General features: G+C 53.6%; 13 protein-coding genes. 9 read left to right on the top strand and 4 right to left on the bottom strand.

Annotated elements, in window-relative coordinates; genetic code table 11:
* Positions 1 to 33: 33 nt before the first annotated feature.
* Positions 34 to 1,584: an EAL domain-containing protein gene (locus ACZ6J2_RS00175; protein WP_471724447.1), complete on the bottom strand. Its 1,551-nt coding sequence runs from the start codon at positions 1,582 to 1,584 to the stop codon at positions 34 to 36.
* Between the two features lie 205 nt (positions 1,585 to 1,789).
* Between ACZ6J2_RS00175 and ACZ6J2_RS00170 the strand changes: the two genes are divergently transcribed.
* Entirely contained in the window at positions 1,790 to 3,289 is a 1,500-nt protein-coding gene (locus tag ACZ6J2_RS00170; protein ID WP_471724445.1) for an EAL domain-containing protein, read from the top strand.
* A 290-nt stretch (positions 3,290 to 3,579) separates the two neighbouring features.
* Here the strand turns inward: ACZ6J2_RS00170 and ACZ6J2_RS00165 are convergent, their stop codons facing one another.
* The 3 genes from ACZ6J2_RS00165 to icd all read right to left on the bottom strand — a co-directional run bounded on the left by ACZ6J2_RS00165 (position 3,580) and on the right by icd (position 5,574).
* Positions 3,580 to 3,825 carry a YmjA family protein gene (locus ACZ6J2_RS00165; protein ID WP_471724444.1) on the bottom strand — a complete coding sequence of 82 codons (246 nt, stop codon included), beginning with the start codon at positions 3,823 to 3,825 and terminating at the stop codon, positions 3,580 to 3,582.
* Between the two features lie 74 nt (positions 3,826 to 3,899).
* A complete protein-coding gene (locus ACZ6J2_RS00160) occupies positions 3,900 to 4,247 on the bottom strand; it encodes a DUF1304 domain-containing protein (protein WP_471724443.1) in 348 nt (115 codons plus the stop codon).
* A 76-nt stretch (positions 4,248 to 4,323) separates the two neighbouring features.
* Entirely contained in the window at positions 4,324 to 5,574 is a 1,251-nt protein-coding gene (gene icd / locus ACZ6J2_RS00155; RefSeq protein WP_032657958.1) for an NADP-dependent isocitrate dehydrogenase, read from the bottom strand.
* A 117-nt stretch (positions 5,575 to 5,691) separates the two neighbouring features.
* On the opposite strand from icd, the gene rluE reads away from it, so the two are divergent.
* From rluE to ACZ6J2_RS00115, 8 genes are all read left to right on the top strand, one after another.
* Entirely contained in the window at positions 5,692 to 6,345 is a 654-nt protein-coding gene (gene rluE, locus ACZ6J2_RS00150) for a 23S rRNA pseudouridine(2457) synthase RluE (protein WP_023311239.1), read from the top strand.
* A gap of 9 nt (positions 6,346 to 6,354) precedes the next feature.
* Positions 6,355 to 6,828: an NUDIX hydrolase gene (locus ACZ6J2_RS00145; protein ID WP_471724442.1), complete on the top strand. Its 474-nt coding sequence runs from the start codon at positions 6,355 to 6,357 to the stop codon at positions 6,826 to 6,828.
* A gap of 40 nt (positions 6,829 to 6,868) precedes the next feature.
* Positions 6,869 to 7,981 (top strand): tRNA 2-thiouridine(34) synthase MnmA, encoded by a 1,113-nt coding sequence (gene mnmA, locus ACZ6J2_RS00140; RefSeq protein ID WP_032657963.1) that lies wholly within the window; start codon positions 6,869 to 6,871, stop codon positions 7,979 to 7,981.
* Between the two features lie 26 nt (positions 7,982 to 8,007).
* On the top strand, positions 8,008 to 8,637 hold the full coding sequence (gene hflD, locus ACZ6J2_RS00135) for a high frequency lysogenization protein HflD (protein ID WP_032657965.1): 630 nt from the start codon (positions 8,008 to 8,010) through the stop codon (positions 8,635 to 8,637).
* Positions 8,638 to 8,656: 19 nt separating this feature from the next.
* Positions 8,657 to 10,027: an adenylosuccinate lyase gene (gene purB, locus ACZ6J2_RS00130; protein ID WP_008500757.1), complete on the top strand. Its 1,371-nt coding sequence runs from the start codon at positions 8,657 to 8,659 to the stop codon at positions 10,025 to 10,027.
* Positions 10,028 to 10,149: 122 nt separating this feature from the next.
* Complete coding sequence (phoP, locus tag ACZ6J2_RS00125; RefSeq protein WP_028019015.1) at positions 10,150 to 10,821, top strand: two-component system response regulator PhoP; 672 nt, start codon at positions 10,150 to 10,152, stop codon at positions 10,819 to 10,821.
* The gene (gene phoQ, locus ACZ6J2_RS00120; RefSeq protein WP_471724440.1) at positions 10,822 to 12,285 is read left to right on the top strand and encodes a two-component system sensor histidine kinase PhoQ; all 1,464 of its coding nucleotides are present in this window, start codon (positions 10,822 to 10,824) and stop codon (positions 12,283 to 12,285) included. It begins immediately after the preceding gene.
* Between the two features lie 91 nt (positions 12,286 to 12,376).
* The gene (locus ACZ6J2_RS00115) at positions 12,377 to 13,498 is read left to right on the top strand and encodes a ribosomal protein uL16 3-hydroxylase (RefSeq protein ID WP_023311180.1); all 1,122 of its coding nucleotides are present in this window, start codon (positions 12,377 to 12,379) and stop codon (positions 13,496 to 13,498) included.
* Positions 13,499 to 13,536: the final 38 nt, after the last annotated feature.

Raw genomic sequence — 13,536 nt, 5'->3', positions numbered from 1 at the left:
AAGCATACAACAGAAGCTCGTCTTTATTTCGTTTTACAAACTAACGGTCTCCCTGGGTTTAGATAAAATGACTTTAATAAAATCGATATAGGATACGGGTTTACCAAAATAATATCCCTGTAACAGGGTTATCTCATTACGGTTGAGATACTCCAGTTGCTCTTTTGTTTCTACGCCTTCAGCGACAATGCGCAATGAGAGTTTTTTCGCCAGGTCAATGACGCAGTCCAGCAGAATCGTTGAGTCTTTTTCCTCTGAAACCCGGTTCACAAAGCTTTTATCAATTTTAATATAATCAATGGCCAGTGCATTAAGGCATGACAGCCCGGAATACCCCGTACCAAAATCATCCAGGGCAATAACAAAACCGGCTTTATGCAGCATGTTGAGGTTTTCCACGAGGTGAGGATTATCGATCAGCGGTTCACGCTCGGTCACCTCAAGAACCAGTTTGACCTCTTTACCCTGAAACCCGTTCCCGAAGACGCGACAGTCACCGATAAATGAAGGCGCATTAATATGCCTGGCGCTGATGTTTACCCCGATATGAAACCCGTCCGGTAGATTAGGCAAAAGCGGCTTAAGCTGGGTCACCACTTTCGCCATCAATCCTTTGGTCAGCGGAATAATCAACCCGCTGCGTTCGGCAATCGGAATAAAGACATCCGGCGGGATAAAGCCTGACTTTGGATGCTTCCATCTTGCCAGGACCTCAACGCCGTACAGCCCGCCGGTATCGCCGTTCACGATCGGCTGGTAATAAGGCTCGATCTCCCCCTGAAAAATGGCCTTACGTAAGTCGTCTTCAAATGAGGTGCTTTTCCCCTTGTATCTGCGGATCAAAATGCCTACCGCCACCGATAGCGCAAGAATAAGCAGTATCAGGCTCCATCCCTGTTGCAAAAGCCGCGTCAGGCTGAAAAAGGCAGGAGGCTGCCAGGCAAGGCTGAAGGGAAATTGCGTTGATGCCGTAAGCGCTCCCGTCCAGGAGGCCGCTTTCCAGCCCCTCACATCGCCGTTGCGAACAAGCATGCTTTCGCCGACAACCAGCCCCAGGTCCACGCTGTTCGATGCGCTTGCAATGACGTCCTGCAAATGCGCGTCACTGATGCTGACAATGACGCGCCCTCCCGCGATGGGCATCTGGAAGATAAGCACCGGAATGCCGTTCACCAGTCGATTGCCGGGTAACAGCATCAATTTTTCGGCAGGTAACGTCTCAGGATGAATAATCAACATGCCATTCCCGGGAAGGGAAGTACAGATGATTTTACCCTGCAGCTCGATCATGATGGCGCGCAGATGCGGTTTCAGCGCTGCCTCTGTCCCCAGCGCCAGCTGTCCGCTACTGGTACACCCTTCGGCCGCAACGCGCTTTGCCGTGCTGGCCGCACTGACGGCTTCAGCCAGAATGTTTTCTATTTTTTGGGTGCTGGCCGTGGCGGTATGACTATTACTCAGTTTCGCCATCTGCCATAGCTGCCAGTTAATAATCAAAATGCCGCTCAGAAAAAGAAACAGAGCGCTAAGAATTGGGATCATCACGTTGCGCACGATGTTTTCCTTAATAGAAAAATCAAGCATGGATGTTCTGGTTGAAGAGCCTGTGCTAACCCGGTATTGGTTATAACAATGAAAATAGCTTAGCTGAGAATTGTCTTAAAAAACTGATACTTTCGTATGAGTTCACCTGCCGGCATTTACTCACATGACGTGACTATCAGGCTTGTTCCTTGCCCTGGCTGTGTTAAGATTTGTGAAATCAGGGAGCGGACTGGATATCTGGAAAATGAAAAAGCTCATTGCCGTTGCTATCGTTTCGACGCTTCTGGTTTTCCTGTCTCTTTATGCGGTCAATGCTGTAATCTTCGGTCAGCAGAAGAGCAAACAGCTTGAAATATCCCATACCCTTTTACGTTATTCAGAAGACGTGTCCCAAAGCGTGGCGCTGGGTCTCAAAAGCATCACGACGCAGGGATGTGATAAAACCAGCCTCGATCGCTACAGACAAATTAAGCTTAATAATCTTTATTTTGCCGATATCGGCTTTATTGAGAAGGGAAAAATTGTCTGTACCGCTTTTTGGGGGAAACTCGCGACGCCCGTTCCACTTCCTGCAGAACTGCATAAAACGCCGAGGGGCTTTCTCCTGGCCCAGTTTTCGAGAAAAGACTTTTTCACGGGCAATGCGGCAATTTATAATAATATTATTATCTTCACCTCCCGCTATGCTTACGATAAATTCACCCCGGTCACCGCAAGCTATTCGCTCAGTGCTACCACCAAAGACTTCGGCAGAGTCTTTTTTTCGGCCGCCACGGAGCTAAATCAGCAGAGCTGGCTGCATTCGACGTTGTTTACCCTGACCCTGACACAGTGCAGCGCCTTCTGGGACCTGTGCGTCATCGTGAAGCATCACGACGCCGGGCTGGCCTCGTTACCTTCGTTTATCTTTGCGCTTCTCGCGGTCATTCTCTGTTTTATCTGGATTGCGATAACGTTATTTATCTTCCGTATCTATGAAGACCGTTTTTCTCTGGAACGTACGCTGATAAAAGCCGTCCTCACGAATACCATCAGCGTTAACTATCAGCCCATTATTCGCATTCACGATCAAAAAATCGTGGGTGTAGAAGTTCTGTCGAGATGGCGTGACCAAAAACACGGGGACGTCTCTCCGGAGCTGTTTATCCCATTAATTAAGAAGATCGGTCTGTATAAAAAATATTACAGTAATATTATCGAAAAATCCCTTTCCGAAATTGCCCCTCTGGCGATAAAACACCAGCTGATAGTCTCAATAAACGTTGGGCACAAGGAAATTGAAGATGGACAGTTCATTACCATTTTGCGTCGTGCGTGTTTTGCCAATCACCTTCCCCTTTCCCTGATGAAGGTCGAACTTTCTGAGAAAGCCGTTTCCACGGCAGATATCCTCGAGGGATTCTGTCAGGAGCTGAAATCGCTCGGCGTTAAAATATCAATAGATGATTTTGGCGTGCAAAACTCCAATCTCGCCCGCCTTTCGCTGCTTGAATACGATGAAATCAAAATTGATAAGTCGCTGGTGGACGGCATCAGCGAGCATTATAAGCAAAACATCTTTGCAATCTTCTGCGATGCCCTTGCAAGATTGAATAAAACGCTTGTTTTCGAGGGCGTGGAAAATGAAATTCAATATCGCTTTATTGCAAGCAGATATCCCGATGCGCTGATTCAGGGATGGTATTTTTCAAAAGCGCTCACCCGGAGCGGGCTGGCGAAGCGACTCACCGGGGTCGCACCGTAACCCGAAGCCTTGCGCGTCCGTTTTTTTCCAGTCGGGCATTTCTATTTTTTACGCAAAAACATATAGTCGTCACATTCAGACGGTAGATTACCCTGAAGCACACTCATATTTTGGTTAAAAACGTGAAATTATCCTTACTATTCCCAGTAGTACTCTTTTGTCTGACCGTTATTTTCGCGCTGTTTATCGACGCCCCCGCTTCGCATATTCTGCGGAAAAAATGCATGTGGTCCGATAGCGTGATGCTGAGCTGTATCGCCAAGCATCAGCATAACGGCTTTTGAAGCAGACTATTCATTTCCCCACTGATTGAGGAAGTTCGCAATATCATCAACGCGACCCGCACGGATCCCGGCCTCAGTGGCCATCTCCTGCTGGGCTTCCTCGCTAATCTCTTCATTATTCGATAAACGGGTGATCAGCAGCTGGAAATAATGTGCCAGCGCGTCACGCTCTGACTCAGCGACCGGCTCAGCGGCTTCCGTCGCGTACTCATCGGCAATGTCATAATATTTCAGTGGGATATCGTTGTTCATAACTGTCTCGTCGCTAATCTTTACGGGTAAAGCCATCAGTATATCGGACGCCTTATCTCAACCAAAGCATTGCTTCAGATGAGTAACGCAAGCAGCGCTGCGAGAGCGGGCGCGGCCTGTACATACAAAATTTTTCGGCTGGCGGTGGCTGCGCCAAAGAGTCCGGCGATCAGCACGCAGGTCAGGAAGAAGATGGCCACCTGAATCCCCTTTTCCCCGAGCCAGAGGCTCCAGAGCAGCCCAGTTGCCAGAAAACCGTTATACAGCCCCTGATTCGCGGCCAGCACGCGGGTCTCGCGCGCAAAATCAGGACGCAGATTAAAGGCCTTATGCCCTGTTTTGGTATTCCACAGGAACATTTCCAGCACAAGAATGTAGAGATGGATGAGTGCAACGACAGCGATAAGTACAGTGGCTAACATCGTGTTGTCTCCCGCAGGCAGAGGCAAAAAAACGGGAACCCTCAGGCCCCCGCTCTTGTTTAACCCAGAATCTGGATTACATGTTCGCGATAATCGCGTCGCCAAACTCTGAACATTTCAGCAGCTTAGCGCCTTCCATCAGACGTTCGAAATCGTAAGTTACGGTTTTCGCGTTGATCGCGCCTTCCATACCCTTAACGATCAGGTCTGCGGCTTCGAACCATTCCATGTGGCGCAGCATCATCTCTGCGGACAGGATGATAGAGCCTGGGTTCACTTTGTCCTGGCCTGCATATTTAGGTGCAGTACCGTGGGTCGCTTCGAACAGAGCGCACTCGTCACCGATGTTCGCGCCAGGGGCGATACCGATACCGCCAACCTGAGCAGCCAGGGCGTCAGAGATGTAGTCACCGTTCAGGTTCATACAGGCAATCACGTCGTATTCTGCAGGACGCAGCAGGATCTGCTGCAGGAACGCATCGGCGATCACATCTTTAATGATGATCTCTTTGCCGGTGTTCGGGTTCTTGATCTTCTGCCATGGGCCGCCGTCGATCAGCTCACCGCCGAACTCTTCTTTCGCCAACTGGTAGCCCCAGTCTTTGAACGCGCCTTCGGTGAACTTCATGATGTTGCCTTTGTGAACCAGAGTCACAGAGTCACGGTCGTTGGTGATCGCGTATTCGATGGCCGCACGCACCAGACGTTTAGTACCGTCTTCAGAGCATGGCTTGATGCCGATACCGCAATGCTCAGGGAAGCGAATTTTCTTCACGCCCATCTCTTCGCGCAGGAATTTAATCACTTTTTCTGCGTCAGCAGAGTCCGCTTTCCATTCGATACCCGCGTAGATGTCTTCTGAGTTTTCGCGGAAGATAACCATATCGGTCAGTTCAGGGTGCTTAACCGGGCTTGGGGTGCCCTGATAGTAACGAACCGGACGCAGACACACGTACAGGTCCAGCTCCTGACGCAGTGCCACGTTCAGGGAACGGATACCGCCGCCAACTGGCGTCGTCAGTGGGCCTTTAATAGCAACGCGGTAGTCGCGGATCAGGTCCAGCGTTTCTGCTGGCAGCCAGACGTCCTGGCCATAAACTTGAGTAGATTTCTCACCGGTGTAAATTTCCATCCAGGAAATTTTACGCTCGCCTTTGTAGGCTTTCTCAACAGCGGCATCAACCACTTTCAGCATCGCCGGGGTAACGTCTACACCGATACCGTCACCTTCGATGAACGGGATAATCGGATTGTGAGGAACGTTAATCTTGCCGTTTTGCAGGGTGATCTTTTTACCTTCCGCCGGAACAACTACTTTGCTTTCCATTAACCTCTCCTTCGAGCGCTTCTGGTTGTTACTGATCTTATGTTAATAAATTGTAATGAGCCCTTCGATAGTACCTGATTGTCCTGCGCCATGAAAGGTCTTCGTTATTAGGCTATAATGCGGCAATTGATAACGCCTGAAAATACCATGAAGAAAACTTCTTTTACAAAACACCGGGTTGAGCGATTCAGCTCGCGACAAGCCGCCAGAAGACCGCAGGAAACCCAGCCGAAGCGGGTTATTTTGTTCAATAAACCCTACGATGTTTTGCCGCAGTTTACCGATGAAGCCGGGCGCAGCACGCTGAAGGACTACATCCCCGTGCAGGGAGTCTACGCGGCCGGGCGCCTGGACCGCGACAGCGAAGGCCTTCTGGTCTTAACCAACGACGGCGCGTTGCAGGCAAAGCTCACGCAGCCGGGTAAACGCACCGGCAAAATCTACTTCGTCCAGGTGGAAGGCGAGCCGGATGACGCGACGCTGGCAGCGCTACGCAGCGGCGTGACGTTGAACGACGGCCCAACCCTGCCCGCAGGTATTGAACGCGTGAATGAGCCGGAGTGGCTGTGGCCGCGCAACCCGCCGATTCGCGAACGCAAATCCATTCCGACAAGCTGGCTCAAAATCACCCTTTATGAAGGCCGCAACCGCCAGGTTCGCCGCATGACCGCACACGTCGGCTTCCCTACCCTGCGTCTGATTCGCTACGCCATGGGCAGCTACACCCTGGAAACGCTGGCAAACGGCGAATGGCGCGACGTCACCCCTTAAGGAGTCACTATGTTTAAACCTCATGTCACGGTTGCCTGCGTGGTCCACGCCAGGGGTAAATTCCTTGTTGTTGAAGAGAGCATTAACGGCAAAGCGCTGTGGAACCAGCCTGCCGGACACCTTGAAGCCAATGAAACCCTGCTGCAGGCAGCAAAACGCGAGCTGTGGGAAGAGACCGGCATCCACGCTGAGCCCCAGCACTTCATCCGTATGCACCAGTGGATCGCGCCGGATCACACCCCGTTTCTGCGCTTTTTATTCGCCGTTGAGCTTAGCGAAACGTGCGCCACAGAGCCGCAGGATGACGATATCGATCGCTGTCTTTGGGTCACCGCCGACGAGATCCTGAACGCGCCAAACCTGCGCTCGCCGCTGGTTGCGGAAAGCATTCGCTGCTGGCAGTCAGGCGCACGCCTGCCGCTGGATGTCATCGGCGCATTTAACTGGCCGTTTACAGAGGGTGTCAATGGTAGGGGGGCGTGATAGAATACGCCGCCTTGAAGTTCAATGTCGTGAGTATTCCATGTCAGATAACAGCCAGAAAAAAGTGATCGTCGGCATGTCCGGCGGTGTCGATTCCTCCGTTTCCGCCTACCTGTTACAGCAACAGGGCTATAAGGTGGAGGGCCTGTTCATGAAGAACTGGGAGGAAGATGATGGCGAGGAATACTGCACCGCCGCAGCGGATCTCGCCGACGCGCAGGCCGTATGCGACAAGCTCGGCATTGAACTGCACACCGTTAACTTTGCCGCAGAATACTGGGACAACGTTTTTGAACTTTTCCTGGAAGAGTACAAAGCGGGCCGCACGCCGAACCCGGATATTCTGTGCAACAAAGAGATCAAATTTAAGGCCTTCCTGGAATTCGCCGCGGAAGATCTGGGCGCTGACTACATCGCGACCGGTCACTACGTGCGCCGTGCAGACGTCAATGGCAAAAGCCAGCTGCTGCGCGGTCTGGACGGCAACAAAGATCAAAGCTATTTCCTCTATACGCTGAGCCACGAGCAAATCGCCCAGAGCCTGTTCCCGGTCGGCGAGCTGGAAAAGCCGCAGGTGCGTAAAATTGCCGAAGAGCTGGACCTCATCACCGCGAAGAAAAAAGACTCTACCGGCATCTGCTTCATCGGCGAGCGCAAATTCCGCGATTTCCTGGGACGTTACCTGCCTGCACAGCCGGGTAAAATTGTCACCGTCGACGGGGAAGAGATTGGCCAGCATCAGGGGCTGATGTACCACACGCTCGGCCAGCGTAAAGGCCTGGGTATTGGCGGGACCAAAGAAGGTAGCGAAGATCCATGGTATGTTGTCGACAAAGACGTCGAAAACAATATTCTGGTTGTTGCACAGGGACACGATCATCCGCGTCTGATGTCCGTTGGACTTATCGCGCAGCAGCTGCACTGGGTCGATCGTGAGCCGCTGAAAGGCACCCTGCGCTGCACGGTGAAAACCCGCTACCGTCAGACCGATATTCCATGCACCATTACCGCGCTCGATGACGATCGCATTGACGTGCGTTTCGACGAGCCGGTCGCCGCCGTCACCCCGGGTCAGTCTGCTGTCTTCTACAGCGGCGAAATCTGTCTGGGCGGCGGGATCATTGAACAGCGCCTGCCGCTGCCTGCTGTTTAATACGATTCACACATAAAGGAGACCGTGTGGCGAAGAACTACTATGACATCACCCTGGCGCTGGCGGGAATTTGCCAGTCAGCCCGTCTGGTGCAACAGCTGGCGCATCAAGGTCATTGCGACGCAGATGCCCTGCACGTTTCACTGAACAGCGTTATCGATCTCAACCCCGGCTCGACCCTGGGCGTGTTCGGCGGCAGTGAAACCAATCTTCGTCTCGGTCTTGAAACCCTGCTCGGCGTGCTTAACGCCAGCAGCCGTCAGGGATTAAACGCGGAGCTGACCCGCTACACGCTGAGCCTGATGGTGCTGGAGCGTAAGCTGAGCGCTGCAAAAGGCGCAATGAATACCCTGGGCGATCGCATTGCCGGGTTACAGCGCCAGCTTGACCATTTTGATCTGCAGTCCGAAACGCTGCTGAGCGCTATGGCCGGCATTTATGTTGACGTCATCAGCCCGCTGGGCCCGCGTATTCAGGTCACCGGATCCCCTGCCGTGCTGCAAAGTCCGCAGGTACAGGCAAAAGTGCGCGCGTCCCTGCTGGCAGGTATCCGCGCCGCCGTGCTGTGGCACCAGGTGGGCGGTGGCCGCCTGCAGTTAATGTTTTCTCGTAATCGCCTGACCACTCAGGCAAAACAAATTCTTGCTCATTGTTAACCTCCCGGAGTTGCGAATTATGGAATTATCCTCACTGACCGCCGTATCCCCTGTCGATGGACGCTACGGCGATAAAGTCAGCGCGCTGCGCGGGATCTTCAGCGAATATGGTTTGCTGAAGTTCCGTGTTCAGGTTGAAGTACGCTGGCTGCAAAAGCTGGCCGCCCAGGCAGCAATCAAGGAAGTTCCTGCTTTTGACGAAAAGGCAAACGATTACCTTGATAAAATCGTTGCCGAGTTTAGCGAACAAGACGCCGCGCGCATTAAAACCATTGAACGCACCACCAACCACGACGTGAAAGCGGTTGAGTACTTCCTGAAAGAGAAAGTGGAAAGCGTCCCTGCGCTGCATGCCGTGTCTGAGTTCATTCACTTCGCCTGTACCTCTGAAGACATCAACAACCTCTCTCACGCGCTGATGCTCTCCACCGCGCGTAAAGAGGTGGTGCTGCCTTACTGGCGTAAAATCATCGACGCGGTTAAAGCGCTGTCCGTGGAATACCGCGACATTCCGCTGCTCTCCCGTACCCACGGCCAGCCAGCCACCCCATCCACGATGGGTAAAGAGATGGCGAACGTCGCGTATCGTATGGAGCGCCAGTACCGTCAGCTGGAGCAGGTTGAGATCCTCGGCAAAATCAACGGCGCGGTCGGTAACTATAACGCCCACATCGCCGCTTACCCGGAAGTGGACTGGCACCAGTTCAGCGAAGAGTTCGTGACCTCTCTGGGCATTCAGTGGAACCCGTACACCACGCAGATTGAGCCGCACGACTATATCGCCGAACTGTTTGACTGCATCGCGCGCTTCAACACCATCCTGATCGACTTCGATCGCGACGTGTGGGGCTACATCGCCCTCAACCACTTCAAGCAGAAAACCATCGCCGGTGAAATCGGCTCTTCCACCATGCCGCACAAAGTAAACCCAATCGACTTCGAAAACTCCGAAGGCAACCTGGGCCTGGCGAACGCCGTGCTGCAGCATATGGCAAGCAAACTGCCGGTATCCCGCTGGCAGCGCGACCTGACCGACTCCACCGTACTGCGTAACCTGGGCGTGGGCATTGGCTACGCGCTGATCGCGTACCAGTCCACCCTGAAAGGCGTGAGCAAGCTAGAAGTGAACCGTGACCGTCTGCTGGACGAGCTGGACCACAACTGGGAAGTGCTGGCGGAGCCAATCCAGACCGTGATGCGCCGTTACGGTATCGAAAAACCTTACGAGAAGCTGAAAGAGCTGACCCGCGGCAAACGCGTTGACGCCGAAGGCATGAAGCAGTTTATCGACGGTCTGGCGCTGCCGGAAGAAGAGAAAACGCGCCTGAAGGCGATGACCCCGGCGAACTACATTGGCCGCGCCATCACCATGGTCGACGAGCTGAAGTAACGCCCCTCTCCCCCTTTTCGCCCGAAAAGGGGGATGCTTTCCCCGGTTTACTCAATGTTTATCCCCACAACAACATAATCAGCGTTAAACTATTCATACCAATTATTTAGGGAGAAGAGATGATGCGCGTACTGGTTGTTGAGGATAACGCATTGCTACGCCATCACCTGAAGGTTCAGCTTCAGGAGATGGGACATCAGGTGGACGATGCTGAAGATGCAAAAGAAGCCGATTATTATCTCAATGAACACCTGCCGGATATCGCCATTGTCGATTTAGGGTTGCCTGACGAAGACGGTCTGTCGTTAATTCGCCGCTGGCGCAGCCACGATGTCTCCCTGCCGGTTCTGGTTCTGACCGCCCGTGAAGGCTGGCAGGATAAGGTCGAAGTGCTCAGCGCGGGTGCAGACGATTACGTCACCAAGCCGTTTCATATCGAAGAGGTGGCGGCGCGCATGCAGGCGCTGTTACGCCGCAACAGCGGGCTGGCTTCACAGGTTATTTCCATCCCACCATTCCAGGTCGATCTCTCCCGCCGGGAATTAGCGATCAATGATGAAGTGATCAAGCTCACCGCCTTCGAATACACCATCATGGAAACGCTGATCCGTAACAATGGCAAAGTGGTGAGCAAAGATTCCTTAATGCTCCAGCTTTATCCTGATGCTGAACTGCGCGAGAGCCATACCATTGACGTGCTGATGGGCCGTTTGCGTAAGAAAATTCAGGCGCAGTATCCGCAGGATGTGATTACCACCGTCCGTGGCCAGGGCTACCTGTTCGAATTACGCTAAATGAGAGTAATTTTGCGCCACATTCTGCCCCTCTCGCTGCGGGTTCGTTTCTTACTGGCAACAGCCGCCGTCGTGCTGGTGCTGTCGCTCTCCTACGGCATGGTCGCCCTGGTGGGCTACAGCGTCAGCTTTGATAAAACCACCTTTCGACTGTTGCGCGGTGAAAGCAATCTGTTTTATACCCTGGCGAAGTGGGAAAACAACCGAATCACCGTCGAAATGCCGGAAAACCTCAACCAGCAGAGTCCAACGCTGGCCCTGATTTATAACGAAAAAGGGAAATTACTGTGGGCGCAGCGTGATATCCCCTGGCTGGTTAAAAGCATTCGTCCGGACTGGCTCAAAACCAACGGGTTTCATGAAATTGAAGCCGATCTCAACACCACCAGCTCGCTGATCCGTGAAGATCGCTCCCTGCAGCAAAAGCTGAACGAGATCCGCGCCGACAACGCCGAAACGGAGATGACGCACTCCGTCGCGATTAACCTCTATCCGGCGACGCTAAACATGCCGCAGCTGACCATTGTGGTGATCGACACCATTCCGGTCGAGCTGAAGCGTTCTTATATGGTCTGGAGCTGGTTCATCTACGTTCTGGCTGCGAATCTCCTGCTGGTGATCCCGCTGCTGTGGGTGGCGGCGTGGTGGAGCTTGCGCCCCATTGAGTCACTGGCGAAAGAGGTTCGTGAGCTGGAAGAACATCATCGCGAGAAGCTGAACCCGGAAACCACCCGCGAGCTCACCAGCCTGGTGCGTAACCTCAACCGCCTGCTGAAAAGTGAACGCGAACGCTACGATAAATACCGTACCACCCTTACCGACCTGACCCACAGCCTGAAAACACCGCTGGCCGTCATGCAAAGTACCCTGCGTTCAATGCGCAGTTCGAAGCTGAGCGTCGATGATGCCGAGCCGGTGATGCTGGAACAGATCAGCCGTATTTCACAGCAAATTGGCTATTACCTGCATCGCGCCAGCATGCGTTCCGGCAGCGCGCTCCTGAGCCGCGAGCTGCACCCGGTAGCACCGCTTCTGGATAACCTCACGTCCGCCCTCAACAAGGTGTATCAGCGTAAAGGGGTGAACATCAGCCTCGATATTTCGCCAGAGATAAGCTTTGTGGGTGAAAAAAATGACTTCATGGAAGTGATGGGTAACCTGCTGGATAACGCCTGCAAATACTGTCTGGAGTTCGTGGAAGTGTCTGCGCGTCAGACGGAAACCGAACTGCATATTATCGTTGAGGATGATGGCCCGGGGATCCCGCGCAATAAACGCGATGTGGTGTTCGATCGCGGTCAGCGCGCCGATACGCTGCGTCCCGGTCAGGGCGTCGGGTTAGCCGTCGCGCGTGAGATTGTCGACCAGTACGACGGAAAAATAGAAACCAGCGAAAGCCTGCTGGGCGGCGCCAGAATGGAGGTTATTTTTGGTCGCCAGCAGCCCATATTGAACGATAGTTAACCCGTTATGTGAAAAATGCGAGGATCTCGCAGCCGGGGGGCTGAGCTTCCGTTATAATCCGAGTCAGTAAGAGCCTGCGGAATAAAAAAATATGGATTATCACTTAACGCTTAACTGGCCCGAGTTTATTGAACGTTACTGGCAAAAACGCCCGGTGGTTCTGAAACGCGGATTCAGCAATTTTGTCGACCCTATCTCGCCTGACGAGCTGGCAGGTCTGGCCATGGAAAACGAAGTCGACAGCCGTCTGGTCAGCCACCAGGACGGGAAATGGCAGGTTAGCCACGGTCCTTTCGAAAGCTACGATCACCTCGGTGAAAACAACTGGTCGCTGCTGGTGCAGGCGGTCAACCACTGGCACGAGCCGACTGCCGCGCTAATGCGCCCGTTCCGCGCCCTGCCCGACTGGCGCATGGACGATCTGATGATCTCCTTCTCCGTGCCGGGCGGCGGCGTAGGTCCACATCTTGACCAGTACGACGTGTTCATCATTCAGGGTACGGGCCGCCGCCGCTGGCGCGTGGGCGAAAAAGTGCCGATGAAGCAGCACTGCCCGCATCCTGACCTGCTTCAGGTTGACCCGTTTGAAGGGATTATCGACGAAGAGCTGGAGCCGGGCGATATTCTCTATATTCCGCCGGGATTCCCTCACGAAGGCTACTCCCTGGAAAACTCACTCAACTACTCCGTAGGGTTCCGCGCGCCGAGCGGCCGCGAGATGATCAGCGGATTTGCCGACTACGTTCTGCAACGCGAGCTGGGCAGCTATCGTTACAGCGACCCTGATGTGCCTGCGCGCGAGCATCCGGCGGATATTCTGCCAGAAGAACTCGATAAGCTGCGCGGCATGATGCTGGATTTGATCAACGAGCCGGAGCACTTCAAACAGTGGTTTGGTGAGTTTATCAGCCAGTCTCGTCATGAGCTGGACGTTGCGCCGCCGGAGCCGCCTTATCAGGCTGACGAGATTTATGATGCGCTTCAGCAGGGCGACAAGCTGACGCGTCTGGGCGGGTTGCGCGTGCTGCGCATTGGTGAAGAGGTGTTCGTCAACGGCGAGAAGCTGGACTCTCCGCACCGTCCGGCGCTGGAAGCCATTGCCAGCCATCTGGTGCTGACTGCCGACACCTTTGGCGATGCGCTGGAAGATCCTTCCTTCCTCGCGATGCTGGCCGCGCTGGTCAACAGCGGGTACTGGTTCTTTGAGGACTGAGTCGCTCTAATGCCCGGTAAGCGCTTCGCCACCGGGCT

The organism is Enterobacter sp. E14S (assembly GCF_055666685.1).
This window is presented reverse-complemented; position numbering and strand designations above follow the sequence as displayed.

What these genes read in the sequence shown, in the direction of transcription:
- ACZ6J2_RS00175 (WP_471724447.1), bottom strand. Translation starts at nt 1,584, where the DNA reads ATGCTTGATTTTTCTATTAAGGAAAACATCGTGCGCAACGTGATGATC.
- ACZ6J2_RS00170 (WP_471724445.1), top strand. Translation starts at nt 1,790, where the DNA reads ATGAAAAAGCTCATTGCCGTTGCTATCGTTTCGACGCTTCTGGTTTTC.
- ACZ6J2_RS00165 (WP_471724444.1), bottom strand. Translation starts at nt 3,825, where the DNA reads ATGAACAACGATATCCCACTGAAATATTATGACATTGCCGATGAGTAC.
- ACZ6J2_RS00160 (WP_471724443.1), bottom strand. Translation starts at nt 4,247, where the DNA reads ATGTTAGCCACTGTACTTATCGCTGTCGTTGCACTCATCCATCTCTAC.
- icd (WP_032657958.1), bottom strand. Translation starts at nt 5,574, where the DNA reads ATGGAAAGCAAAGTAGTTGTTCCGGCGGAAGGTAAAAAGATCACCCTG.
- rluE (WP_023311239.1), top strand. Translation starts at nt 5,692, where the DNA reads ATGCGGCAATTGATAACGCCTGAAAATACCATGAAGAAAACTTCTTTT.
- ACZ6J2_RS00145 (WP_471724442.1), top strand. Translation starts at nt 6,355, where the DNA reads ATGTTTAAACCTCATGTCACGGTTGCCTGCGTGGTCCACGCCAGGGGT.
- mnmA (WP_032657963.1), top strand. Translation starts at nt 6,869, where the DNA reads ATGTCAGATAACAGCCAGAAAAAAGTGATCGTCGGCATGTCCGGCGGT.
- purB (WP_008500757.1), top strand. Translation starts at nt 8,657, where the DNA reads ATGGAATTATCCTCACTGACCGCCGTATCCCCTGTCGATGGACGCTAC.
- phoP (WP_028019015.1), top strand. Translation starts at nt 10,150, where the DNA reads ATGCGCGTACTGGTTGTTGAGGATAACGCATTGCTACGCCATCACCTG.
- phoQ (WP_471724440.1), top strand. Translation starts at nt 10,822, where the DNA reads ATGAGAGTAATTTTGCGCCACATTCTGCCCCTCTCGCTGCGGGTTCGT.
- ACZ6J2_RS00115 (WP_023311180.1), top strand. Translation starts at nt 12,377, where the DNA reads ATGGATTATCACTTAACGCTTAACTGGCCCGAGTTTATTGAACGTTAC.